Raw genomic sequence first — 23790 nt, forward strand, 5'->3', positions numbered from 1 at the left:
GGACGTCACGACGGGGTCAGCCCGACTCCTGCAACCGCACCCGCACGTCGCGCTCGTCGTCGCCCGTGCGCACGCGCAGCACGACGACGTCGCCGGGCTCGTGCGCACGGATCGCGACGATGAGCTCGTCGGGTTCGGTCACGGGGCGGTCGTCGATCGCGAGGATGACGTCGCCCGAGCGGATGCCCGCGCGGTCCGCCGGTCCGTCCACGACGACCGCGGGCTGGTCGCCCTGGGCCTCGCGCGAGACGAGCACGCCCTCGCCCGTGTAGGTCTCGTCGAGCAGCACGCCGATCACCGGATAGGTCGCGACGCCCGTCTCGATGAGCTGGGTCGCGGTGCGGCGCGCCTGGTCCGACGGGATCGCGAAGCCGAGCCCGATGCTGCCGCCCGCGGTCGTGCCCGTGCCGGGCGGCTGCGCGATCGCCGAGTTGATGCCGACGACCTCGCCGTCCGCGTCCACGAGCGGCCCGCCGGAGTTGCCGGGATTGATGGCCGCGTCGGTCTGGATCGCGTTGATGAACGCCGTGTCGGTCTCGTCGCCGGCCGTCACCGGGCGGTTGAGCGCGCTGACGATGCCGGTCGTGACCGTCCCGGCCAGGCCGAGCGGCGCACCGATCGCGATCACCGGGTCGCCCACCGCGACCGCGCTCGAGTCCGCCAGGACGAGCGGTGTGAGCCCGTCCGCGTCGACCTTGACGACCGCCAGGTCGTACTCCGCGGTGCGTCCGACGATCGTCGCGTCGAGCTGGTCGCCGTTGGCGAACGTCACGACGAGCGTGCCGCCCGTCTCGTCGGCGCCCGCGACCACGTGGCTGTTCGTCAGCAGGTAGCCGTCCTGCCGCAGCACGAAGCCCGAGCCGGTCGTCGTTCCCGTGCTGCCCGACGCCTCGATCGAGACCACGCTCGGCAGCACGGCCGCCGCGATCTGGGCCGTCGAACCCGCGGCGGGCTCGGCCGAGGCGCGCGGCACCACCGCCGGCAGACCGGCATCCGCGAGGTGCGTGTCGTCGGTCAACCGCGCGCCGAGCACGCCTCCGACCAGCCCCGCGAGCAGCGCGACGATCATGAGCGGCACGACCCACGCGACCGACAACGTGCGCCGCGGCCGCCGCTCGCGCCGGCGCGGCTGCGGTGCGGACGGCGTCCCCCACTGCGCGTCGGACGGCGGGAACGCGACGGGCGGAGCCGGCGGGAAGGCGGGCGGGAGGTTCGTGGGACCGCCGACGGTCGACGGCATCGCCGCACCGGGCATCGCCGCACCGTACGGCGCACCGTACGGCCCGCCCGGCTGGTGTGCCGACGTGACCGGCGGGCTCGGCGGGTCCGACTCGGCGGCCCGACCCGACGTGGCCGGGGTGGGCGGGGTGGGCGGGGTCGACGGCAGCGGGCGCCTCCCGTTCGGGGGCGCGAACAGCTCGTCGAGCGGGTCCGGGGTCGTCACGGCTGGACGTCCAGCGCACCGGCGACGGTGGCCCAGCCGCGGGACAGCCGCGCAGGCACGCCGTCGTCGTACGCACCCCGCGGGAACGCGGCGACGACCGCGCCGGTCGTCTCGTCGGCGCGCGGCGCCACGACCTGCACGACGGTCTGGCCGCACTGCCACGCCACGTGCCAGGGCTCGTACGACAGGACGTACGCCTCGCGGCCGTCGAGCTCGAACGTCTCGGCGCCGGCCAGGGCCGCGGTGTCGAGCCGGCCGATCTGCTCGGTCACGACGAGCTTGCCCGCCGGCCCGGTCAGGTCGATCTCGAGCACCGACGCGTCCGTGCCGATCCATCGCGTGCCGGTGACCGCCCAGCCGTCGGGCAGCGTGTCGGGGAACGTCCAGCCCTGTGCGCGCAGCTCGTCGACCGCGGTGTCGTGCACGACGACGACCTCGTCCGACCCGTCGTCACCCGCGGCGATCGACCGCCCGAGCAGGTCGAGATCGACCGCGGAGTGACCGGACGGCACGACGACCGGCCGGTCGCCGAGGACGAACAGCATCGCGGCGAGCGCGCCGAGACCCGCGACGGAGCCGACGAGCAGGCGCGACGGTCCCCGCCGCGCCGCGACGTCGCCGTGCAGCGCTCCGCCCCTGTGCAGCAGGCCGTGCGACAACCCGTGCGACGGCAGGGACACCCCCGGCGGGACGGCGAAGGGGTCGCGCACCGGCGGCGGTGCGGGGGCGTCGTCGGACGAGGCGAGCGACAGGAGCCGGGCCGTCAGGTCGGCGGGCGTGGGCACGTCGTCGGCACAGGACCACAGCCGCGCGTGCGCCTCGCGGGCCGCCGCGAGCTCGTCGGCGCACTGCGGGCACGCGGCGACGTGCGCGAGAGCGCGTTCGGTCGCGGCGACCGAGAGCTGGCCGTCGACGAGCGCGCTGATCCGGGTCCCGAGGTGGCTCACGGCGCCACCTGGGTGAGCTCGTCGAGCGATCCCCCGTCGACCGGTCGCTCGTCGGACCGGACGCGGACCGGCTGCGGGGCACGGTGCTCGAGCGACTCGCGCAGCCGGGCGCGGGCCCGGTGGATGCGCGAGCGCACGGTGCCGAGCTTGATGCCCAGCGTCACCGCGATCTCCTCGTAGGACAGACCCTCGATGTCGCACAGGACGACGGCCGCGCGGTACTCGGGCGGCAGGTCGTCGAGCGCGTGCTGGATGTCGCGGTCGAGGTTGCCGTGCTCGAACGCCCGCTCGGGGGCCGCGAGCTGGTCGCCGCTGACGAAGCGGTCGGCGCTGTCCCCCATCGCGTCCATCCGGATGCGCGCCCGGCGACGCACCTGGTCGAGGAACAGGTTCGTCGTGATGCGGTGCAACCAGCCCTCGAACGTGCCCGGCTGGTAGGTGTGCAGCGAACGGAACACACGGACGAACGTCTCCTGCGTGAGGTCCTCGGCGTCGTGCCGGTTCCCCGTGAGTCGGTAGGCGAGCCGGTAGACGCGCGCGGAGTGCAGGCGCACGATCTCCTCCCAGGACGGCGGCTGCCATCCGGTGGGCGGGGTGCTGCTCGGCACGAGGCTCCTTCGTTCGTCGGTCGGTCGCCGGTCGGTCTCCGAGTGCTGGCGGCCATTCTCCCAGGCTCGCGGCAACGCCGCGTCACCAGCGCAACGCCGCGAGGCGCCCGGAAGTTCCGCTCGGGGCGCGCTAGCCTGGCCACAGCCGCCGCTCGGGCGGCACCGGCCGGGGGCACCCTGGCAGCAGGATCCCCTCGGGAGGCCGCCATCTCAGCCGACAAGGCCAGCAGCTGGGTCTACGCCCAGGACTTCGTCGTCGAGGACGACGTCCTCCTGCGGGCCCGCGAACGCGCCGCCCAGCTCGGTACCGATGCGGTGCTGCCCGGCACCGGCGCGACGCTGGCGGTGCTGGCCGCCGCGGTCGACGCCCGCACAGCCGTCGAGGTCGGCACCGGCACCGGCGTCGCCTCGCTGTACCTGCTGCGCGGCATGCCCGAGGCCGGTGTCCTGACGACAATCGACCCCGAGGTCGAGCACCAGCGGGCCGCAAAGGACGCGTTCGCCGAGGCGGGCGTCCGCGCGACCCGCACGCGCGCGATCTCCGGCCGGGCGCTCGACGTGCTGCCGCGCCTGACCGACGCCGCCTACGACCTCGTGCTCCTCGGTCGCCCCGCGCTCGAGGGCTCGCACGCCGACGCGGTCGCACACGTCGAGCAGGCGGTGCGGCTGCTGCGCACGGGCGGCGTCCTCGCCGTCGACCACGCGCTGTGGCACGACCGGGTGTCGGACCCGGCGCGACGCGACGAGGCCACCACGACCGTCCGTGAGATCGGTCGCCTCGTGCGCGACGACGAGCGACTCCTGCCCGCGCTGCTCCCGGTCGGCGACGGCCTGCTCGTCGCGGTCCGTCGCTGACCGCACCGCCCGCACGGGGCCGGCGCGCACGACGCCGGCGCGTTCGCGTCAGCGCGCTCGCGTCAGCGCAGCTCGCGTCAGCGCGCTCGCGTCAGCGCAGCTCGGTGAGGTAGCGCAGCAGCAGACGCGCACCGAACCCGGTCGCGCCCTCGTTGACCTCGTGCCGGTCCGCGGTCGAACGCGCGGGCCCGGCGATGTCGAGGTGCGCCCAGCTGCGGTCCCCGACGAACCGGCGCAGGAACAGCGCGGCCGTGATCGACCCGCCGCCGATCTTCGTCGTCGCGGGGACGTGCCGCAGGTCGGCGACGTCGCTGTGCACCGCGTCCTCGTACTCCGCGACCAGCGGCATCGGCCAGGCGGGTTCGCCGGCCTCCTCGCCCGCCTCGGCGAGCGCGGCGACGACCTTCTCGTCCGTGCCGTAGAGCGCGGCGTGCTGCTTGCCGAGCCCCACCGACGCGGCACCGGTGAGCGTCGCGACGTCGATCAGCACGTCGGGGTCGAGCGTCGCGTCCGCCCAGGCCAGCGCATCGGCCAGCACCAGCCGCCCCTCGGCGTCGGTGTTGGCGATCTCGACCGTCGTGCCGCCGTACATGCGCAGCACGTCCCCGGGCCGGTACGACGATCCCCCGAAGTGGTTCTCGGCGAGCGGCATGACCGCGGTGACGCGGTGCAGCACGCCGGCCTCGGCGGCACCCAGCACGGTCGCGAGCGCGACCGCGGCGCCGGTCATGTCCGTCTTCATCGGCACCATCGCCTCGCGCGGCTTGATGGACAGCCCGCCCGTGTCGTACGTGATGCCCTTCCCGACGACGACGACGTGCCGACCGGTGCCCGGTTCGAAGGTCGGAGGCGTCCACGACACGGTCACGAGCTGCGGCGGCGACGCGGAGCCCGCACCGACGGCGAGGATCCCGCCGAACCCCTGCGCGGCGAGCTCACGCGGACCGAGCACCTGCACGTCGAGCCCCGCGTCGGTGCCCAGGCGCCGCGCCTGGTCGGCGAACCAGGCGGGGTCCTTGATGTTCGACGGGGTGGTCGCGAGGTCACGCACCAGCCACGTCGCCGCGGCGGAGGTGCACCCCGCGGCGACCGCAGCGCCGATGCGCGTGCCGTCACGACCGAGCAGCACGAGATCCGGCGCCGGACGCACCGCCGGACGAGCGGCCGCCGTCGGCGACGTCCAGGCCGCGAGCAGGTAGCCCTCGGTGACCGCGCGGGCCGCGTGCGCGGACTGCGACGCGCTCTGGCCGGCGTCGTCGCCCAGCGTCGTCACCACGCGACCGAGACCGCGCACCGCACGTGCGAGCGCGGCGCCGGCACGGCGCAGGTCGGTCCGCGACCCGGTGCCGATGCCGACCAGGACGACCCGCGGCGGTAGGCCCGCCCACGGGAGCGTGACGCGCGATCCCGCCGGGAACGGGAGCTGCAGCACGTACGCCTCGCCCGCCGCGCCGGTCAGGCCGGCGCGCTCGGCGATCTCCGCGAGGTCGATGCCGTACCGGGCGGCCAACGAGGCGGCGCCGCGGCGCGGCTGCGGCCCCTCGTCGCCCTCGACGGGGGGTGCGATCTGCACGGCGACCGCATCGACGTCGCTCTCCAGCAGGAGAGGGGTCGACGCGATCGCGCCGCCCGACAGCGTGACGGACGGCGGGGTGCGGCCGATGACGCCGAGGCTCCGCCCGGGCGCCGCCGGAGCGGCGCTGCGGCTGGAGCCTCGAGCGGTCGACGACGTGCGGCGACCGGCGGGTGCCATGCGGCTAGCCGGCGACGGAGGTGAGGGCCTCACCGAGCTCGGCAGCCTCGGTCGCGTTGAGCTCGACCACCAGCCGTCCACCGCCCTCGAGCGGGACGCGCATCACGATCCCGCGGCCCTCCTTGGTCACCTCGAGGGGGCCGTCACCGGTCCTCGGCTTCATCGCGGCCATGCGTGGGCCTCTCCTTCGCCTCGTGCGTACGACCGGACCGCCCGCGGGGCGCCTACGGCGCGCCCACCAGCGCGTCCTGTTGGCCGGCTGTCCGGGGACCATCCTAGTTCACAGGGCGGACAAGCCTGTCGGGTTCGTCACGGTGGCCAGCCGCTGCCCGGTCGTAGCCGCCAGATCTGCCACACCCAGACGGCCTGCAGGACCAGCATGAGCGTCAGGACGCCGCCGAACCACGCGCGCCGGGCGGCCGCGGGTCGCGTGACGACACCGGCCGCGACCGCACCGAGCGGGAATGCCAGCAGCAGGAACCGCGCGAGGCTGCTGCCCGGCTCGACGGCGGCGGCGAGGTAGAGCAGGTAGGCGGCGGGCCACGCGTGCAGCTCCGGACCCAGCCGCCAGGCCGCGGGGACGACGAGCAGCGCGACGACGAACGCGAACGACGCCAGCAGCACCCAGGGTGCCGTGTCCCCGAACCAGAACCGGGAGACGTACCCCCACGACCCGAACGGCGTGACCTCGCGCACCCCGCGCCACGCCTCCTGCGTGCGCAGGTACGCCTGCGGGTCTCCCGTGACCAGCCCGCAGATCGCGGGCCACAGCACGCCGGACGCCGCGGCGGCGGCCGTCAGGACGCCGAGCCCGACGAGATCTCGCCGTGGCAGGGCCGTGCCGTCGCGGCGCGCCTCGCGCCAGCGGTAGGCCGCGTGCACGAGCACGACGACGAGCATCGGCAGCGCCACGGCACGCGTCAGCCCGAGCGCGATCAGGACCGCGCTCGCCCCGAGGTAGCGCCGCCGGACCAGCAGGAGCAGCGCGGCCGCGACCAGGAGCAGCGCGAGCGCCTCGGTGTAGGCGACCTGCAGCACCACCGCCGTCGGGAACGCACACACGAGCGCGACCGTGGCCAGCGGCAGGCCCGGCCGGGCCGCGACCGCGCGCGGAGCGCCGAACGTCACCGCCCGGTGCACCACCGGCATCGCCGCCGCCGCGAGCACGAGCGACGTCAGCGGAGCGGCCACCTCCCACGGCAGCGTCGTGAGCGTCATGACGCCCCGCACCAGCAGCGGGTACAGCGGGAAGAACGCCCACGCGTTCTGCTGCACGTCGCCGTCCGGGCCGATCGGCAGCTCGGTCGGATATCCCTCGGTCGCGATCCGGTGGTACCAGCCGCTGTCCCAGAACAGGCCCGTGATCTGCCAGTACGTCGGGTGCGGGGGTGCCCACGGGTTGGCGCCCTGCGCCGCCGCCGCGACGAGCAGCAGCACCGCGCCGAACGCCCGCGCCGCGACGAACACCGCGAGCGACTGCACCCACCACGGCCACCCGCGCGCGTCCCACCAGGGCCACGGCGTTCGTGCGACGCGAGCCGGTCCGTCGGGCCGGCTCACGGCGTCGCCCGGTGGCGCGGCCGCGGCCGCGGTCTCGTCGGGGGCTGCCGTGCTCATGCGATCCCGCGCACGACCCGGGCCGGTGGCCGCTCCCCGCGGATCGTCGCGACCATGTCCAGCGTGCGTCGCGTGGCGCGCACGTCGTGCGCGCGGAACACCCGGGCGCCGAGCCAGGCCGCGACCGCCGTCGCAGCGAGCGTGCCCTCGAGCCGTTCCTCGGCGGGCAGGTCGAGACTCTCGCCGACGAAGTCCTTGCGCGAGAACGCCATGAGCACCGGGAACCCGAGATCGACCAGCGCGGTCGTGCGGCGCACCAGGTGCAGCGAGTGCCACGTGGTCTTGCCGAAGTCGTGCGTCGGGTCGACGAGCACGCTGCGCGGGTCGATGCCGAGGGCCACGGCCCGGCGCGCAGCCGCGCCGACGGTCGCGATCACGTCGTCGAGCACCCCGTCCAGCGGGTCGTCGAACGCCGCGGCGCCCGACCCGTTGCGCGACTCCGGGCGCGACTCGGTGCGCGCCTCGCGCGCGCGCTCGTCGGGCAGCGGGTAGGCGACGCGGAACGGGTCCGTGCGCGGCCGGGCGCCGCCGGTGTGTGAGCAGACGATGCCGAGGCCCCGCTCGGCCGCGACCTCGACGAGCGCCGGGTCGTGGCCGGCCCATGTGTCGTTGACGAGGTCGGCCCCCGCGTCGGCGGCCGCGCGCGCGACCGACGCCCGCCACGTGTCCACGCTGACCAGCAGGTCGGGGTGGCGGCGCCGGACGCGTTCGACGAGCGGCACGACGCGCGCGATCTCCTCGTCGGGCTCGACGCGGGGACCGCGGCCCGCGCGCACGCCGCCGAGGTCGACGATGTCGGCCCCCTCCTCCTGCGCGCGCGCGACCGCGGCATCGGCACCCGCATCGTCGTGGCGCGCCGGGGCGTAGAACGAGTCGGGGGTGCGGTTGACGACCGCCATCACGACGGGATGCTCGGGCCCCAGGTCGCGGCCGCGCAGCCGGAGCACCGCTCCGGCCGCGGGCACGCCGGGCAGCGCGCCGCCCACGCCCGCCGGGACCGTCACCGGTCGCCGCCCGAGGACGCCTCCGCCTCCTGCGCCGCGCGCGCCAGCTCGTCGCCCGCGGCCAGCTCGACACCGCGCAGCTCCACCCCGCGGCGGATCACCTCGGTGACCGCCTCCTCGGCGGTGTCCACGAGCTTGACGAGCTCGACGTCCGACCCCGAGATCAGGCCCTGCTCGAGCAGCGTCGCGTTCAGCCAGTCGAGCAGCCCGCGCCAGTGCGCCCGCCCGACGAGCACGATCGGGAACTGGACCACCTTCTGCGTCTGGACGAGCGTGAGCGCCTCGAACAGCTCGTCGAGCGTGCCGAACCCGCCCGGCAGCACGACGAACCCCTCGGAGTACTTCACGAACATCGTCTTGCGCGCGAAGAAGTAGCGGAAGTTCACGCCCAGGTCGACGAAGTCGTTCATGCCGTGCTCGAACGGCAGCTCGATGCCCAGGCCGATGGACACGCCCCCGGCCGTCTTGGCGCCCTTGTTGGCGGCCTCCATGATCCCCGGCCCGCCGCCCGTGATGACCGCGTACCCGGCCTCGACGAGGCGCGCGGCGACGTCGGTCGCGAGCTCGTACTCGGGTGAGCCGGCCCGCGTGCGCGCCGAGCCGAACACGCTCACGGCGGGCCCGACCTCGGCCAGCGCGCCGAAGCCCTCGACGAACTCGCTCTGGATCCGCATGACGCGCCACGGGTCGCCGTGCAACCAGTCGGTGTCGTCGGTGCGGTTCAGCAGCCGTTGGTCCGACGTGCTCGTCGGGATCTGACCCCCGCGCAGCAGCACGGGCCCCTGGCGGTATCCGTGGCCCGGCTCGGGCTGACCGTCGTCACTCATGGCCCCGACTCTAGGCCGCCCGGCCGACACGTCCGGCCCGCCGCGCAGCGACGCGCTACGCCGTCAGCCAGGCGTGCAGGGCCGCGTAGGTCGCGTGGATCTGGTCGACGGGGCAGCGCTCGTCGCGCTTGTGCGCCAGCAGGGGGTCGCCCGGACCGAAGTTCACGGCCGGAACGCCGAGCGCCGAGAAGCGGGCCACGTCCGTCCAGCCGTACTTGGGCGCGGGCACGCCGCCCGTGACGGCCAGCACCGCTGCCGCGAACTGCGCGGCCGCCGGGTGGTCGAGGCCCGGCCGGGCACCGGCCGCGGCATCGGTCACGACGACGTCGAAGCCGTCGAACAGCTCGCGCACGTGCGCCTCGGCGCCCGCGACGTCGAGCGCGGGCGCGAAGCGGTAGTTCACGGTGACGACGCACTCGTCGGGGATCACGTTGGCGGCCGTCCCGCCCGAGACGAGCACGGCGTTCATGCTCTCCCGGTACGCGAGCCCGTCGACGTCCACGGTCCGCGGCTCGTACGCCTCGAGCCGCCGCAGCACCTCCCCCGCGGCGTGGATCGCGTTGACGCCCGTCCACGCGCGCGCCGAGTGCGCCGCGACGCCGTGCAGCCGCACCTGCGCGCGCAGCGTGCCGTTGCAGCCGCCCTCGATCCCGCCGTTCGACGGCTCGCCGAGCACCGCGAAGTCGCACGCCAGCCAGTCCGGGTGGTGCCGCACGAGCCGCCCGAGCCCGTTGAGCTCGGCCTCGACCTCCTCGTGGTCGTAGAAGACCCACGTCACGTCGCGCGTCGGCGCCGGCACCCGGGCCGCGAGCGCGAGCGCGACGGCCACGCCGCCGAGCATGTCGACCGTCCCGCGCCCCCAGAGCTCGTCGCCGACGAGGCGCGTGGGCAGGTTGTCCGCGATCGGCACCGTGTCCAGGTGGCCCGCGACGACGACGCGCGACTCGCGCCCGAGGTTCGTCCGCGCGACGACCGCGTCGCCGTCGCGCAGCACCTCGAGGTGCGGCTGCCGCCGGAGCGCGGACTCGACGGCGTCGGCCAGCTCCCGCTCGTCGCCGCTGACGGACGGGATGTCGCACACCGCCCGCGTCAGCGTCACCAGGTCGGCGTCCAGGTCCAGTTCGGCAGCCACGAGCCGACCCTACCCACCGCACCGCCCGTTCAGGGGGTGGCTGTGCCCGACCGTCGACGCCGTCGTCGCCTGCGCTCGGGTCTCCGTCACCGTCCGCACCTCACACCTGGCAGTCCGCGCCGGCCTTCGTGAACGTGGCCGGGTCGGAGCCCTTCGCCACACCCTCCGTCGCGCTCCAGATGTACGTGCCCTTCACGGCCGCGTCGATGTACGCCTGCTTCGACGGCGGGTCCGTCACCGGGTACCCGTGCTCCGCGAGGCACTGCGCGGCCGCGACGTTCTTGTCGAACCACTCCCCCGCCTCCTGCGCGGTCATCAACGTCTCCTGCGGAACGTCGGCCTCGGCGAAGCACGCCGAGCGGTCCGCCTCGTAGGGCCCCTCCTGGCCGATCGGGTAGCGCGCGGTGAGCGAGTCACCGCCGTCCTCGTTCTCGGCGGTGACATCCCATCCGCGGTCCCGCATGCACCGCGCGACCTCCCGGTACGCCAGCAGCGTCTGCGAGGGCGTTCCTGTCGCGCCCGCAGTCGCGTACGCACCCGCTGTCGGCGTGCCGTCGTCATGGGAGTAGGCCGAACACCCCGCGATGGCGGTCATCGCCGCGACGATCCCGGCGGCGACCACCGCCGTCCGACCTGCTCGCGCGCGCTAGTTGCTGCATGTCGCTCCCCACGCGGACGGCGAGTTGGCCGTCACGCTCCAGGTCCCGTAGTAGGTGCCCTTCAGCGAGGCATAGGTGAGCACCCTCGCGTCGGAGGGCGTGAACGTCCTGTCGAGGTGCAACGCGACCGCGTCCTGGACGTGACGCTGCGAGCCGTACGCGTAGGCGTAGGTCAGGACGGCCTTGTTCGGCTGGGATGCGCAGCTGGTGCTGCCGGACTTCGTACTCGCCGAGGCGGCGCCTGCCGCGAGCGGCACGATCAGTGCCGTTGCCGCGGCGATCGCTGCCGTCCGTGCCGTGAGTCTCTTCCAGCTCATCTGTTCCTCCTCGAACATTCGGCGCACCGACGGCCACGCTCGCCCCCTGCGCGCACGTGCTTGCCCCGACTCCGTCGTTCGGGTCGCCACGAACTTACTGACCTGTCAGTAGGTATGGGCAGGAGGCCTCTCACCTGCTGATATGGACGATCGCCCGGGTGGTCGCTCCCCGTCGGACGGCAGTCGCATGGGCTACTCGCCGGTACGGCCGGGGGTCGACGTAGGGTGGTCGGCATGACTTCTCGACCCGCCTGGGGGTTCGGTCTCGCGACCACGACCCTCGACGGCACCACGCTGGACACCTGGTACCCCGCTCCCGCACTCGGTGCGCCCGACGAGACCGCGGACGCACCCGCGGACCTCGTCGCCGGCGAGCACGTCGACGACGCGCGCCGCGTTCGCGTGCACGTGGTGCGGACGGTGATCGACCTCGACGCCCCGCCGACGGACACGCCCGACGCGTACCTGCGCCTGCACCTGCTCTCGCACCGCCTCGTCGCACCGCACGGCCTCAACCTCGACGGGATCTTCGCGGCGCTGCCGAACGTCGTGTGGACCGACCGCGGTCCGTGCTCGGCCGACGGCTTCGAGGAGACGCGGGCCCGCCTGCGCGCCGCGAACCGCACCGCACCGACCGTCTACGGCGTCGACAAGTTCCCGCGGATGGTCGACTACGTCCTGCCGCCGGGGGTGCGCATCGCCGACGCCGACCGCGTGCGGCTCGGCGCGCACCTCGCCGCCGGGACGACCGTGATGCACGAGGGCTTCGTGAACTTCAACGCCGGGACGCTCGGCACCTCGATGGTCGAAGGTCGCGTCTCGGCGGGCGTGGTCGTCGGGGACGGCTCCGACATCGGCGGCGGCGCGTCGATCATGGGCACGCTGTCGGGCGGGGGGCGCGAGGTCGTCTCGATCGGGCGCCGCACGCTGCTCGGCGCCAACGCCGGCCTCGGCATCCCGCTCGGCGACGACTGCGTCGTCGAGGCCGGCCTCTACGTCACGGCGGGCACCAAGGTCACGCTCGTCGGGTTCGGGGACGAGCCCGGGTCCGACGAGGGTGCGCCGCGGGTCGTGAAGGCGCGCGAGCTCGCAGGTGCCGACGGCGTCCTGTTCCGGCGGAACTCGCTGACCGGCGGCGTCGAGGCGGTCGCACGCAGCGGTGCCGGCGTCCACCTCAACGCGACGCTGCACGCCAACTGAACGGTGGGCTCTCGTCGCGGGCACCGCGTGCCGATCACCTGACCATGCCCTCGCGACCGCCCCGCCGAGCACGCCGCCGCCGAGCCGCGCGCGCCGCTGTCACGGTCGTCGCGGTCGTCGGCGCGCTCGCGGTCGCGGTCGTCGCCGTCGTGGTCGCGCTGGACCGGCTGACCCCGGAGCAACCCGTCGCGGCGCGCTGCACGGCGACCGTCGACGGCTCAAGCTGGCCGATGTCGCCCGACCAGGCGCAGCACGCCGCACTGTTCGCCGGGACCGCCGCACGACGCGACCTGCCGGCTCGCGCGGTCACCATCGCGATCGCGACCGCACTGCAGGAGTCCCGGCTCGAGAACATCGACTACGGCGACCGCGACTCGATCGGTCTCTTCCAGCAGCGGCCCTCGCAGGGGTGGGGCACCGTCGAGCAGATCATGGACCCCGTCTTCTCGACGGGCGCCTTCTTCGACGCCCTCGTCAAGGTCGACGGGTACCAGGACATGCCGATCACCGAGGCCGCGCAGGCGGTGCAGCGCTCCGGCTTCCCGGACGCGTACGCGCAGCACGAGGGGTCGGCCCGGGCGTGGGCCTCGGCTCTCACCGGCCACTCCCCCGGCGCGCTCACCTGCACGCTGCCGGAGCGGGGTCACGACGGCGCTCCGGTGGGCTCGCCGGTCGGGCTCGCCGAGCGGGTCGCGCGGGACCTCGGCGACGTGCGCGTCGAGCAGTACCAGGGCGGGGACGACACACCCTCCGGTGTCACCGTGCACGCCGAGGACCTGGGGCCGGACCCGCAGCGCCAGGCGCTCGCCGTCGCCGCGTGGGCCGTGGCGGTGGCCTACGAGCAGGGCATCACACGGGTCCAGGTCGGTGACACCTGGTGGGACCGGGACACGGGCGAGTGGTCGACCGGCCCCGCCCTGGACCCCGGACTGGTCGACATCCAGGTCTGAGCCTCGGTCTCAGCGCTGGTCCGCCGGGACGTAGTCGCGTTCGGTGGCGCCGGTGTAGACCTGGCGCGGCCGGCCGATCTTCGTGGACGGGTCGAGGATCATCTCGCGCCACTGCGCGATCCAGCCGGGCATGCGGCCGAGCGCGAAAAGCGGCGTGAACATCGACGGCGCGAAGCCCATGGCCTTGTAGATCAGACCCGTGTAGAAGTCGACGTTCGGGTAGAGCTTGCGCGAGATGAAGTAGTCGTCGGACAGCGCGATCTCCTCGAGCGCCATGGCGATGTCGAGCAGTTCGTCGGCTGCACCCAGCGCCTCGAGGACGGCGTGCGCGCTCTGCTTGACGATCGCCGCGCGCGGGTCGTAGTTCTTGTAGACCCGGTGCCCGAAGCCCATGAGCCGGACGCCCTGCTCCTTGTTCTTCACGCGCGTCATGAAGTCGGTGGCGTCGCCGCCGTTGCCCTGGATCTCGGCGAGCATCGAGAGCACTGCCTCGTTGGCCCCGCCGTGCAGCGGGCCGGACAGCGCGTTGATGCCGGCCGCCACCGACGCGTAGATGTTCGCGTGGCTCGAGCCGACGATCCGCACGGTCGAGGTCGAGCAGTTCTGCTCGTGGTCGGCGTGCAGGATGAGGAGCTTGTCGAGCGCCTCGACGACGACCGGGTCCGGCGTGTACTGCTGGTACGGCTGCGCGAACGTCATGCGCAGGAAGTCCTCGACGTAGCCGCGGCTGTAGTCGGGGTAGAGCAGTGGCTCGCCCTTCGAGGTGCGGTGCACGTAGGACGTGATGGTGCGCGTCTTGGCCAGGATGAGCACGGTCGCGAGCTCGACGGTCTCCGGGTCGAACGGGTCGAGCGACTCCGGGTAGAACGTCGAGAGCGCGTTGATGGCCGACGACATCACGGCCATCGGGTGCGCGCCGCGCGGGAAGGTCCCCATGAACGTGCGGAAGTCCTCGTGCACGAGGGTGTGCCGGTTGACCCGCTCCTCGAACGCCTCGAGCTCGGTCGGGCTGGGCAGCTCGCCGTGGATGAGCAGGTAGGCGACCTCGAGGAACGACGACTGCGACGCGAGCTGGTCGATCGGGTAGCCGCGGTACCGCAGGATGCCCTCGTCGCCGTCGATGTACGTGATCTTGGACTCGCAGGACGCGGTGTTCATGAACCCCGGGTCGACCGTCACGAGACCGGTGTCGCGCAGCAGGGTGGACACGACGACGCCGTCGTTGCCCTCGGTGGCCGTGACGACCGGCAGATCCTTGACCTGGCCGTCCACGATGAGCTGGACCGGAGCGGTGACGGAGTCGGACATGGAGTTCCTTCCTGCGACCGGACATCGAGCGGGGTAACGCGGGGTGTCGTCGCCGACGTCGGCCGGAGCGGCCCTGGCTGGCCTCCGTTGGCCAGGGCTCGACGGTACCTGCGCGTAGCGTCCCCTGACGAATCGCCGCAGGCCCACGGGGACGGCCTGTGATACCGGTCACATCGCCCGCGACGAGGGCCGTGTCAGGCGCCGCGCAGCCGCGCCGCCGCCTCCGCGACCGCCTCGTCGGACGCCGTGAGCGCGACCCGCACGTGCGCCTGGTCCCCGTAGAACGTCCCGGGCGCGACGAGGATGCCGAGCCCGGCCAGGTCCCGCACGGTCTCCCACGGTCCCTGCCCGCCCTCGGGCCGGACCCACAGGTACAGGCCGGCGTGCGAGCGGTCCACGACGTACCCGGCGTCCTCGAACGCGCCCCGCAGCAGCGCCCGGCGCCGGCGGTAGCGTTCGCGCTGGTCACGCACGTGCTCGTCGTCGTCGAGCGCGACCGTGGTCGCCGACTGGACGGGGCCCGGCACGATCATCCCGAGGTGCTTGCGTGCTTCGAGGAGCCGCCCGACGAGCTCGGTGTCCCCCGCGACGAACGCCGCGCGGTACCCGGCGAGGTTGGACTGCTTCGACAGCGAGTACACCGCCAGCAGTCCTGTCAGATCACCGCCCGTGACGCGCGGATCGAGCACGCTCGGCACGCCCTCGCTCGCCCAGGGCTCGTCCCACGCCAGCTCCGCGTAGCACTCGTCGGACGCGACGACGACCGGCCGGCCCGTGCGCGCCGCCGCCGCACGCGCGGCACCGACGACCTCCCGGAGCTCCTCGACGCCGAGCACCGAGCCGTCGGGGTTGCCGGGCGAGTTCAGCCAGACGAGCCGCACGTCGTCGGACGCAGCGAGCCGGGCCGCCGGGTCGTCGACCCCGACCGGCGTGGCCCCCGCGAGGCGGGCGCCCACGTCGTACGTCGGGTACGCCGCCGCGGGGTGCAGCACGACGTCCCCCGCGCCGAGGCCCAGCAGCGACGGCAGCAGCGCGACGAGCTCCTTGGAGCCGATCACGGGGAGCACGCCGGCCGGGTCCAGCCCGGGAACGCCGCGGCGCCGCGCGAACCACCGCACCACGGCCGCGCGCAGTTCGGGCGTCCCCGCCGTCAGCGGGTAGCCGTGGCTGTCGCTCGCCGCGGCGAGCGCGTCACGCACCACCGCGGGCGTCGGGTCCACGGGCGTGCCGACCGACAGGTCGACGATCCCGCCCGGATGCTCGCGCGCCTGGCGCGCGAACGGCGTGAGCGTGTCCCAGGGGAAGTCCGGGAGCGCACCGGTGAGCAGGCCCATCCGGCGTCGTGCCCTCAGTCGCCGTGGACGCGCAGCGGCAGCGACGCGATGATCGGGTGGTCCTTGTCGATCTCACCCATCTTCGCGGCACCGCCCGGCGAACCGAGGTCGTCGAAGAACTCGACGTTCGCCTTGTAGTACTCGCTCCACTGGTCCGGGACGTCGTCCTCGTAGTAGATCGCCTCGACCGGGCACACCGGTTCACAGGCGCCGCAGTCCACGCACTCGTCGGGGTGGATGTACAGCGACCGCTTGCCCTCGTAGATGCAGTCCACGGGACACTCCTCGATGCACGCCTTGTCCTTGACGTCCACACAGGGCTCGGCGATCACATACGTCACGGTCGGTCCTCCACTTGACGGGTCGTCCCTAGTATTCCTCACATGTGCGAGGGTGCGACGACGTGTCCACGGGGTCGACAGTGACGTCCGACTCACGCACGGACTGGCGCGCGATGCCGGCCGGCGTGCGCGTCGTCGTGCGACATCGACTGGCCGAGCCGGCGCCCGACGGCCCGCGCCTCACCGACGTCCTCGGGGTCGTCGTGCGCGTGTCCGACGAGGTCGTCGTTCTCGAGACCACGCGCGGGACCGTCCAGGTGCCAGGCGCCGCGATCGTGCTCTGGAAGCCGATCCCGCCGCCCCCGCGGCGACGCGTGCACCGCGGCTGACCAACGACGGCTGACCGCTACGGCTGAGGAATCAGTCCTCGGTGGGCGGTTCGCCGCAGACGATCGCGTTCTGCGCGCGGTACTTCGTCGTGCGCGAGCTCGTGTCCTTGAGCTCGTCGCCGAGGTACAGCTTGCGGGTGACCGTGACCGTGAAGCCAGGGTTGCCGGCGGACTGCGCCGTGCAGGTCGACGACTGCGAGTAGACCGTCGTCGGCTGGACCACGCCCGAGCGTCCGCTCGTCGACGACTCGACCGTCCAGTACTTGGTGCCCCAGATCCGCACATAGGCGCGGCCGTCCGCGACCCAACCCTGCACGAGGGCTCCGTAGGGGGTGGTGTTCTTCCACACCATGTCGATGCTGCCCGTGAAGATCGTCGCCTCGCGGCCCTCGGGATAACGCTGGAACCACTCGGAGTGGGGCGTATGGTCGACGTCCTCCATCCCCGCGAAGTACGCCGCGTTGAACGTCGTCGTCGAGACCTGCGAAAGTCCGCCGCCCCAGGCGTCGGTGTGCTCACCGTTGACGATCGCCCCGGCCTGGACGAAGCCGTGCGCGGCGTCGATCGGGCCCAGAGCGTCGGTCAGGCTGAACGACTCCCCGGGCCGCACGAGCACGCCCGTGATGTTCGCCAGGCCCTGCGCGATGTTGCCCGTGCGTCGCGGCTCGCTCGTCAGCGGCGTGGAGAACTCCGAGACGATCTCCTTGATGCCGAGCTTCTCGAGCGCCTCGGTCGACTCCTTCGGGTCGGTCTCCGAGAGCGCCACCTCCGCGGTGCGCTCGCCGGCCGTGCTGGCCTGCTCGATCGCCGCCGCGAGGTCGTCGGGCGCGATCGTCGTGCCCGGCACACCCGGGACCAGGACGGGCGCGCCGTTCTTGAACTCGAAGCTCGCGTCCTGCGCCGCAGTCAACAGGTCCGGCAGCTGGGCGATGACCTGCGCCGTCAACGCCTCGCCGTCGATCTGCAGCTCGAGCTCGCCGTCCTTCGCGACCATCGACGTGGCCGCGCCGACCGCCTCGGGCTGCAGCACCGCGAGCCGACCCTCGACCTCGACCGAGACCGGCGCCTTGACCAGCGGCTCTGCGACGTCGGCGAGCGCCGCCTGCGTCTCGTCCTGCGTGATCTCGGGCTCGACGACGACGGTCGGCAGCTCCAGCGGGCGCGCCGCGACGAGCCACTGCGTGCGCAACGCGTCCTGGGCACCCGATGCGTCGAGCGCCCAGCCGTCGACCGCATCCGTCGCCTGGGCCGTCCCGTCGACGAACAGCACGGTGCCGTCGACCGGGTCCTGCACCAGCGACTCGGCCAGTCCGCTCACGGCGGTGTCCAGCGCGGTGGCGTCCACCTCGGTCACCGGGTCCTGCTCGCCCAGACCGGCGACCTGACGCCACAGCAGGGCCGGGTCCATCAGGTCGACGCCGACGATCTGGTCGACCGTCGCCCGGGCGTCGAAGCTCAGCCCGGCGTCCGCCGGGTCGATGCTGGCCTTGACGTCCTGCGCGACGACCTGGATCGGGTCGCTCGTCGTCTTCGCGAGCTCGTCCTGCAGCCGCGCGACGGCCTCGTCGCCGCTCAGTCCGCCGATGTCGACCCCCGCGACCGTCGTGCCACGCGGCACCCGGTCGGAGGTCGCGTAGCTCGCCGCGACGTACGCGCCGACGAGCACGACGAGCACGCCCACACCGATCAGCGCGCGGCGCCCCCACCGGACCCGCTTCTCCGGCTCGAAGTCGTCGAGCACCGACGCCTCTCGCGGTGCGGGCGGGATCGGACCGCCGGTGACGTACGGCTTGCCGGACGGCGCCCCGGCCGTCGACGACTCCTGCCTCGGCGCCGCCTGAGCAGGCACGGCCCTCGTCGGCACGGCCTGCGTCGGTACGGCCTGCGTCGGTACGGCCTGCGTCGGCACGGCCTGCGTCGGCACGGCCTGCGTCGCAGGCTGCGGCGCGATCTTCTCGGTCGGGGTCGTGTCGACGGCGGACTTCGCGACCGAGGCGGACTCGCTCGACGCCGCTCCCGTCGCCGCGCCGGGCGCGCCGGCCGGGAGCACCGCGGTCCGCGCGTTGCGCGGGAGCGACGCCGCGACCGCCGCCTGTGCGAGCAGCTCGATCGGGTCGTCGACCCGCGGCGTGTAGGCCCGCGCCGTCTGCTCCACGACAGCCTGGGGCGCGCCGCCCACCTGCTCGCCCTCGTCGACAGGTTCCGACTCATCGGCAGGCTCGGCCTCGTCGGCGGGCTCGGCCTCGTCGGCAGACTCGGCCTCGTCGGCAGGCGCGACGTCGTCCGGCGTGACCTCGACAACGGACTCCCCGTCGTCGACCGGCTCAGCGTCGTCGTCAGACCCCGCCTCATCGACAGGCTCAGCGTCGTCGTCAGACTCCGCCTCATCGACAGGCTCAGCGTCGTCAGGCTCAGCGTCGTCGTCAGACTCCGCCTCATCGACCGGCTCGGCGTCGTCGTCAGACTCCACCTCATCGACAGGCTCAGCGTCGTCGCCGGACTCCACCTCATCGACAGGCTCAGCGTCGTCGCCGGACTCCGCCGCGTCGTCGGACTTGGCCGCGTCGACCGGCTCCGTGGCGTCGTCAGCTTCCGCTGCATCGACCGGCTCGGCCTCGTCGTCAGGCTCGGTCTGCTCGTCGGACTCGGCCGCGTCAACCGGCTCGGGCTCGTCGTCAGACCCAGCCTCGCCCTCGGGCTCTGCCGCGTCGGAGTGCTCTGCCTCGTCGGAGTGCTCTGCCTCGTCGCCAGCGTCAGCCTCGTCGACCGGCTCGGGCTCGTCGTCGGACCCCGCTTCGGCGTCGGGGCCGGCGTCGTCGACCGGCTCTGCCTCGTCGTCGGACTCCGCCTCGTCGACCGGCTCCGCGTCGTCGGACGCCTCGGGAGCCGCCGGCTCGTCGGGCTCGTCGGTGGGCGCGGGAGGCGTCGTCGAACCGCCCCATACGGGCCAGACGACGTCGTCCGAGGACGTGTCGGCGCCCTCGGGGTTCGTCGCGGTGTCGTCGGTGCGGTCGGTCATCCGGAATCCCTCGTCGTCGCTCGTGCGCCCGCGAGTCTACGTCGCGACTCTGTCGGATCCGACCGTTCTGCGGCGTACGCGCGGGGCGCGTTGCGAATCTCCCGCGACCGGGCACACGACGCACACCGCGCGCGCACGACCTGCGTCAGCGTACGGCGCGCAGTCGCCCGTCGAGGTGCACGAGACCGCCCGCACCTGCGGCTCCGCGACGCGCGACGAGCACGCGGCCGACGACGACGTCGTGGTCCCCGGCCCGGTGCACGGCCTCGGTCCTGCAGTCGAACCACGCCGCGGCACCGTCCACCCAGGGCGTTCCCGACTGCGGCGCACCATGGTGCGGGACCCTGTTCAGCTGGTCCACCGCGGGCCGTCCCGGGGAGGACAGCCAGTCCGCGACGGACGCCTGATCGGCCGAGAGCACGGACAGGCTCCACGCATCGACGTCGTCGAGCGCCTCGCGCACACGCGCGTCCTCGTGCACGCAGAACAGCACGAGCGGCGGGTCGAGCGAGACCGACGCGACCGAGCTCACCGTCATCGCGTGCATCGTGCCGCGCCAGGACAACGTCACGACGGCGACGCCCCCGGGCAGCGCCGCGGCGGCGGCACGGAAGCGCTGCGGGTCCTCGCTCACGGCTCGTCGGGCGCTGTGCTGGACGCCGTACTGGAAGCTGTGCTGGAAGCTGCGGCGGGCGCGGGGACCGTCGCCGTCCCGACCGGTCCGGGCGCGGCGACCGGAGCCGACGAACGCTGTCGGACGGGCCGCGGCTCGTCGCTGAACCAGCGCCGCGGCAGCACCGCTGCGACGCCGACCATCGCGAGCGACCCGAACACCCACGTCCAGCCGAGCCACAGCCACCCGACCGCGCCGGACGGCACGAGCACGTCCCCGCCGGGCCCCTGCTGCGCGAGCGCCTGCACCGACAGGAACAGCCCACCGCCGGCGCCGACGAGGTTGAGCCAGCCGCCCCAGGCGCGCAGCGCGACGAGCGTGGCGAGCACGAGCGACAGAGCGAGCAGCAGCCCCCACGGGGGCGTCGCGCGGTGCGCGATCGTCCCGACGACACCCACGGCGACGCCGATGACGAAGGCGACCACGGCCCGGCCCAGGGCGCGGGGCGTCAGCGAGTGCACGGCGTCACGTTACCCCTCGACCTCGTGCTCGACCTCGCGCAGCCCGACGGGCAACAGCGCCCCGGTCAGGCGCGGCGAGCCCGGTGCGTACCGGTACTGCTCCTGCGGCAGGAGCGGCTCGAGCATCCCGAGACTGAGCGCGTAGCGGCCCTGCAGGGTCGGCTCGTCGTCGAGCCCGAGCACGCCCTGGACCTGCGTGGCGTGAGCCCGCAGCGCCGCCAGGACGCGCTCACGCACGGGTGAGACGTCGACCTCGAGGTCGACCTCGTGGTCGTCCACGACGACCGAGGCGAACCCGCCGTCGTCGACCGGCGCGAACAGGTCGGTGGTCGCGAGCCTGACGAGCGCGCGGCGCGCGGCGGTCGCCGCAGCCCGGGACTGCGCCGCCCAGACGAAGGCCGGGCGCACGCCGCGCTCCGCGGCCAGCTCGAGCGCACGCACCGTGACCTCGTGCGCGCGCACGTGGTCCGGGTGGCCGTAGCCACCGTGCGGCTCGTACGTCACGACGAGCGCGGGCCGACGGTCCACGACGAGCGCCGCGAGCCGCCCCGCAGCCTCGTCGGGCTCGACGCGCGTGAACGCACCCGACCGGCTGTGCCCCGCGACCGCGACGCGGCCCGTCGTGTCCCACGCCATGCCGGAGTCCTCGTAACGGTGCGGCGCCGGCGACCCGGTCTCGTCCGGCAGCGTGTCGAGGAACGCGTGGTCGACGACCCCGAGCGCGCGCGACGCGGCGGCGAGCTCGGCTTCTCGGTGCGCGGCGAGCGCGGGGCCGTCGCCCTGCAGGCGCGCGCCGTGCTCGCCCAGCACCTCACCACACTCGCCACGCGTGCACGTGACGAGCGTGACCGGCAGCCCGGCTGCCGCCCACGTGGCGAGCAGCGCACCGGTGGCGAGCGTCTCGTCGTCGGGGTGCGCGTGGACGGCCAGCAGCCCACCCGTCGCCGACGACGTCACGTCAGGCCTTCTTGGTGCGCGCCCAGATGCGCGCGCGCTCGGTCTGGTCGAGCACCACCTTGCGGATGCGCACGATCTCCGGGGTGACCTCGACGCACTCGTCCTCGCGCGCGAACTCGAGCGACTCCTCGAGCGTGAGCTTGCGCGGCGGCACGAGGTTCTCGAAGTTGTCCGCCGTGGAGGAGCGCATGTTGGTGAGCTTCTTCTCCTTGGTGATGTTCACGTCCATGTCGTCCTGGCGGGCGTTCTCGCCGACGATCATGCCCTCGTAGACCTCCTGCGTCGGGTCGACGAAGAACGTCCCCCGCTCCTGCAGGTTGATCATCGCGAAGGGGGTCACGACGCCCGGCCGGTCCGCGACGAGCGAGCCGTTCAGGCGCGTCTCGATGGTGCCCGCCCACGGCTCGTAGCCCTCGGCGATCGACGACGCGATGCCCGTGCCGCGCGTGTCCGTGAGGAAGCGCGTGCGGAAGCCGATCAGGCCGCGCGCCGGCACCAGGAACTCCATGCGGACCCAGCCCGTGCCGTGGTTCGACATCGTCTCCATGCGGCCCTTGCGCTGCGCGAGGAGCTGCGTGACCGCGCCGAGGTACTCCTCCGGCACGTCGATCGTCATGCGCTCCATCGGCTCGTGCACGTGGCCGTCGACCCGCCTCGTCACGACCTGCGGCTTGCCGACGGTCAGTTCGAAGCCCTCGCGGCGCATCTGCTCGACGAGGATCGCGAGCGCGAGCTCGCCGCGCCCCTGCACCTCCCACGCGTCGGGTCGCTCGGTCGGGACCACGCGCAACGACACGTTCCCGACGAGCTCGCGGTCGAGCCGGTCCTTGACCTGCCGGGCCGTGACCTTGTGCCCCTTGCCGCCCTTGCCCGCGAGCGGGCTGGTGTTGATGCCGATCGTCATCGAGATCGCCGGGTCGTCGACCGTGATGAGCGGCAGCGGCCGCGGGTCGTCGGGGTCCGTCAGCGTCTCGCCGATCGTGATGTCCTCGATGCCGGCGACCGCGACGATGTCTCCGGGCGCGGCCGACTCCGTCGGGACCCGCTCGAGCGCCTTGGTCTCCAGCAGCTCGGTGACGCGCACGTTCTGCAGGCTGCCGTCGTGGCGGGCCCACGCGACGGTCTGCCCCTTGCGCAGCGTCCCGTTGAAGATGCGCAGCAGCGCGAGGCGGCCGAGGAACGGCGACGCGTCGAGGTTGGTGACGTGCGCCTGCAGCGGCGCACCCTCCTCGAACGTCGGCGCGGGGATCTTCTCGAGGATCGTGGCGAACAGCGGCTCGAGGTTCTCGCTGTCCGGCAGCGCACCGTCGGCGGGCTGCGTCAGCGACGCGCGGCCGGCCTTCGCCGCCGCGTACACGACGGGCACGTCGAGGATCGAGTCGAGGTCCAGGTCCGGCACGTCGTCGTGCAGGTCGGACGCCAGGCCGAGCAGCAGATCGGTCGCCTCGTGCACGACCTCGTCGATCCGCGCGTCCGGGCGGTCCACCTTGTTCACGACGAGGATGACAGGCAGCTGCGCCTCGAGGGCCTTGCGCAGCACGAAGCGCGTCTGCGGAAGCGGGCCCTCGGACGCGTCGACGAGCAGCACGACGCCGTCGACCATCGACAGGCCGCGCTCGACCTCGCCGCCGAAGTCGGCGTGGCCGGGGGTGTCGATGACGTTGATCGTCACGCCGTCGGGCTGACCCACCGCGGCGGCCGCGGGGCCGGCGTACCGGACCGCGGTGTTCTTCGCGAGGATCGTGATGCCCTTCTCGCGCTCGAGGTCGCCGGAGTCCATCGCGCGCTCGTCGACGTGCGCGTGCTCGCCGAAGGCGCCCGACTGCCACAGCATCGCGTCGACGAGCGTGGTCTTGCCGTGGTCGACGTGCGCGACGATCGCGACATTGCGCAGATCGGCGCGGATGCCGGTGGCAGACGAGCGGGCGGGCGTGGGCATGCGGAGCTCTTCTCGAGTTCGGGGGAAGTGACGGGCGCACCCGGACAGGCGGGCGGCGCCGGTCGATCCTACCCGCTCGACCTTTGCGCACGAACGGCGGGCGACCGGGAGGTCCC

The 23790-nt window shown here is 73.8% G+C and carries 23 protein-coding genes; 4 read left to right on the forward strand and 19 right to left on the reverse strand.

The window, feature by feature from the left end; all coding sequences use genetic code 11:
* Nucleotides 1-16: 16 nt before the first annotated feature.
* The 3 genes from CCO02nite_RS11680 to sigE are packed head-to-tail and all read right to left on the reverse strand — an operon-like array spanning nt 17 to nt 3074.
* A complete protein-coding gene (locus tag CCO02nite_RS11680; RefSeq protein ID WP_246117512.1) occupies nt 17-1444 on the reverse strand; it encodes a S1C family serine protease in 1428 nt (475 codons plus the stop codon).
* A complete protein-coding gene (locus tag CCO02nite_RS11685) occupies nt 1441-2391 on the reverse strand; it encodes an anti-sigma factor family protein (RefSeq protein WP_146843318.1) in 951 nt (316 codons plus the stop codon). Before CCO02nite_RS11685 ends, CCO02nite_RS11680 begins: the two co-directional genes overlap by 4 nt.
* Nucleotides 2388-3074, reverse strand: coding sequence for an RNA polymerase sigma factor SigE (gene sigE, locus CCO02nite_RS11690; RefSeq protein ID WP_146843319.1), 687 nt, complete (start codon nt 3072-3074; stop codon nt 2388-2390). The genes CCO02nite_RS11685 and sigE overlap by 4 nt, the downstream gene beginning before the upstream one ends.
* Before the next feature lie 132 nt (nt 3075-3206).
* Between sigE and CCO02nite_RS11695 the strand changes: the two genes are divergently transcribed.
* Nucleotides 3207-3854: an O-methyltransferase gene (locus CCO02nite_RS11695; RefSeq protein ID WP_146843353.1), complete on the forward strand. Its 648-nt coding sequence runs from the start codon at nt 3207-3209 to the stop codon at nt 3852-3854.
* A gap of 91 nt (nt 3855-3945) precedes the next feature.
* On the opposite strand, the gene CCO02nite_RS11700 is transcribed toward CCO02nite_RS11695, so the two are convergent.
* The 8 genes from CCO02nite_RS11700 to CCO02nite_RS11735 all read right to left on the reverse strand — a co-directional run bounded on the left by CCO02nite_RS11700 (nt 3946) and on the right by CCO02nite_RS11735 (nt 11163).
* Nucleotides 3946-5607 carry a leucyl aminopeptidase family protein gene (locus tag CCO02nite_RS11700; protein WP_146843320.1) on the reverse strand — a complete coding sequence of 554 codons (1662 nt, stop codon included), beginning with the start codon at nt 5605-5607 and terminating at the stop codon, nt 3946-3948.
* Between the two features lie 4 nt (nt 5608-5611).
* A complete protein-coding gene (locus tag CCO02nite_RS11705) occupies nt 5612-5779 on the reverse strand; it encodes a DUF3117 domain-containing protein (protein ID WP_013884554.1) in 168 nt (55 codons plus the stop codon).
* A 137-nt stretch (nt 5780-5916) separates the two neighbouring features.
* Complete coding sequence (locus CCO02nite_RS11710) at nt 5917-7224, reverse strand: hypothetical protein (RefSeq protein WP_146843321.1); 1308 nt, start codon at nt 7222-7224, stop codon at nt 5917-5919.
* Nucleotides 7221-8228, reverse strand: a complete 1008-nt coding sequence (locus CCO02nite_RS11715) for a dihydropteroate synthase (RefSeq protein ID WP_222593197.1) — start codon at nt 8226-8228, stop codon at nt 7221-7223. Before CCO02nite_RS11715 ends, CCO02nite_RS11710 begins: the two co-directional genes overlap by 4 nt.
* Nucleotides 8225-9055: an LOG family protein gene (locus CCO02nite_RS11720; protein ID WP_146843322.1), complete on the reverse strand. Its 831-nt coding sequence runs from the start codon at nt 9053-9055 to the stop codon at nt 8225-8227. The genes CCO02nite_RS11715 and CCO02nite_RS11720 overlap by 4 nt, the downstream gene beginning before the upstream one ends.
* Nucleotides 9056-9110: 55 nt before the next feature.
* Entirely contained in the window at nt 9111-10187 is a 1077-nt protein-coding gene (dapE, locus tag CCO02nite_RS11725; RefSeq protein WP_146843323.1) for a succinyl-diaminopimelate desuccinylase, read from the reverse strand.
* Nucleotides 10188-10287: 100 nt separating this feature from the next.
* Nucleotides 10288-10782, reverse strand: coding sequence for a hypothetical protein (locus CCO02nite_RS11730; RefSeq protein WP_146843324.1), 495 nt, complete (start codon nt 10780-10782; stop codon nt 10288-10290).
* A 51-nt stretch (nt 10783-10833) separates the two neighbouring features.
* On the reverse strand, nt 10834-11163 hold the full coding sequence (locus CCO02nite_RS11735) for a hypothetical protein (protein WP_146843325.1): 330 nt from the start codon (nt 11161-11163) through the stop codon (nt 10834-10836).
* Between the two features lie 234 nt (nt 11164-11397).
* Here CCO02nite_RS11735 and dapD point away from each other — a divergent pair, with 234 nt between their 5' ends.
* Nucleotides 11398-12363, forward strand: coding sequence for a 2,3,4,5-tetrahydropyridine-2,6-dicarboxylate N-succinyltransferase (gene dapD, locus CCO02nite_RS11740; RefSeq protein WP_146843326.1), 966 nt, complete (start codon nt 11398-11400; stop codon nt 12361-12363).
* A 44-nt stretch (nt 12364-12407) separates the two neighbouring features.
* Entirely contained in the window at nt 12408-13313 is a 906-nt protein-coding gene (locus CCO02nite_RS11745) for a hypothetical protein (RefSeq protein WP_146843327.1), read from the forward strand.
* Between the two features lie 9 nt (nt 13314-13322).
* Here the strand turns inward: CCO02nite_RS11745 and CCO02nite_RS11750 are convergent, their stop codons facing one another.
* From CCO02nite_RS11750 to fdxA, 3 genes are all read right to left on the reverse strand, one after another.
* Complete coding sequence (locus tag CCO02nite_RS11750) at nt 13323-14621, reverse strand: citrate synthase (protein ID WP_146843328.1); 1299 nt, start codon at nt 14619-14621, stop codon at nt 13323-13325.
* A gap of 194 nt (nt 14622-14815) precedes the next feature.
* On the reverse strand, nt 14816-15955 hold the full coding sequence (gene dapC / locus CCO02nite_RS11755) for a succinyldiaminopimelate transaminase (RefSeq protein ID WP_146843329.1): 1140 nt from the start codon (nt 15953-15955) through the stop codon (nt 14816-14818).
* A 14-nt stretch (nt 15956-15969) separates the two neighbouring features.
* Nucleotides 15970-16296 (reverse strand): ferredoxin, encoded by a 327-nt coding sequence (fdxA, locus tag CCO02nite_RS11760; protein ID WP_146843330.1) that lies wholly within the window; start codon nt 16294-16296, stop codon nt 15970-15972.
* 80 nt (nt 16297-16376) lie between these two features.
* On the opposite strand from fdxA, the gene CCO02nite_RS11765 reads away from it, so the two are divergent.
* Nucleotides 16377-16625 (forward strand): putative acetyltransferase, encoded by a 249-nt coding sequence (locus tag CCO02nite_RS11765; RefSeq protein ID WP_146843331.1) that lies wholly within the window; start codon nt 16377-16379, stop codon nt 16623-16625.
* Between the two features lie 31 nt (nt 16626-16656).
* Here CCO02nite_RS11765 and CCO02nite_RS11770 read toward each other — a convergent pair whose 3' ends face one another.
* The 5 genes from CCO02nite_RS11770 to typA form a co-directional block, all read right to left on the reverse strand.
* Nucleotides 16657-19644: a VanW family protein gene (locus tag CCO02nite_RS11770; RefSeq protein WP_146843332.1), complete on the reverse strand. Its 2988-nt coding sequence runs from the start codon at nt 19642-19644 to the stop codon at nt 16657-16659.
* A gap of 145 nt (nt 19645-19789) precedes the next feature.
* Complete coding sequence (locus CCO02nite_RS11775; protein WP_246117514.1) at nt 19790-20278, reverse strand: flavin reductase family protein; 489 nt, start codon at nt 20276-20278, stop codon at nt 19790-19792.
* Entirely contained in the window at nt 20275-20778 is a 504-nt protein-coding gene (locus tag CCO02nite_RS11780) for a hypothetical protein (RefSeq protein ID WP_146843333.1), read from the reverse strand. Before CCO02nite_RS11780 ends, CCO02nite_RS11775 begins: the two co-directional genes overlap by 4 nt.
* A 9-nt stretch (nt 20779-20787) precedes the next feature.
* Nucleotides 20788-21735 (reverse strand): PIG-L family deacetylase, encoded by a 948-nt coding sequence (locus tag CCO02nite_RS11785; RefSeq protein WP_146843334.1) that lies wholly within the window; start codon nt 21733-21735, stop codon nt 20788-20790.
* Nucleotide 21736: 1 nt separating this feature from the next.
* Complete coding sequence (typA, locus tag CCO02nite_RS11790) at nt 21737-23674, reverse strand: translational GTPase TypA (RefSeq protein WP_146843335.1); 1938 nt, start codon at nt 23672-23674, stop codon at nt 21737-21739.
* Nucleotides 23675-23790 lie beyond the last annotated feature (116 nt).

It is taken from the genome of Cellulomonas composti, from assembly GCF_007990245.1.
Classification (GTDB): Bacteria; Actinomycetota; Actinomycetes; order Actinomycetales; family Cellulomonadaceae; genus Cellulomonas; species Cellulomonas composti.

What these genes read in the sequence shown, in the direction of transcription:
- CCO02nite_RS11705 (WP_013884554.1), bottom strand. Translation starts at nt 5,779, where the DNA reads ATGGCCGCGATGAAGCCGAGGACCGGTGACGGCCCCCTCGAGGTGACC.
- CCO02nite_RS11750 (WP_146843328.1), bottom strand. Translation starts at nt 14,621, where the DNA reads ATGTCCGACTCCGTCACCGCTCCGGTCCAGCTCATCGTGGACGGCCAG.
- CCO02nite_RS11730 (WP_146843324.1), bottom strand. Translation starts at nt 10,782, where the DNA reads ATGACCGCCATCGCGGGGTGTTCGGCCTACTCCCATGACGACGGCACG.
- CCO02nite_RS11720 (WP_146843322.1), bottom strand. Translation starts at nt 9,055, where the DNA reads ATGAGTGACGACGGTCAGCCCGAGCCGGGCCACGGATACCGCCAGGGG.
- CCO02nite_RS11700 (WP_146843320.1), bottom strand. Translation starts at nt 5,607, where the DNA reads ATGGCACCCGCCGGTCGCCGCACGTCGTCGACCGCTCGAGGCTCCAGC.
- CCO02nite_RS11710 (WP_146843321.1), bottom strand. Translation starts at nt 7,224, where the DNA reads ATGAGCACGGCAGCCCCCGACGAGACCGCGGCCGCGGCCGCGCCACCG.
- CCO02nite_RS11745 (WP_146843327.1), top strand. Translation starts at nt 12,408, where the DNA reads ATGCCCTCGCGACCGCCCCGCCGAGCACGCCGCCGCCGAGCCGCGCGC.
- typA (WP_146843335.1), bottom strand. Translation starts at nt 23,674, where the DNA reads ATGCCCACGCCCGCCCGCTCGTCTGCCACCGGCATCCGCGCCGATCTG.
- dapD (WP_146843326.1), top strand. Translation starts at nt 11,398, where the DNA reads ATGACTTCTCGACCCGCCTGGGGGTTCGGTCTCGCGACCACGACCCTC.
- dapC (WP_146843329.1), bottom strand. Translation starts at nt 15,955, where the DNA reads ATGGGCCTGCTCACCGGTGCGCTCCCGGACTTCCCCTGGGACACGCTC.
- CCO02nite_RS11735 (WP_146843325.1), bottom strand. Translation starts at nt 11,163, where the DNA reads ATGAGCTGGAAGAGACTCACGGCACGGACGGCAGCGATCGCCGCGGCA.
- CCO02nite_RS11770 (WP_146843332.1), bottom strand. Translation starts at nt 19,644, where the DNA reads ATGACCGACCGCACCGACGACACCGCGACGAACCCCGAGGGCGCCGAC.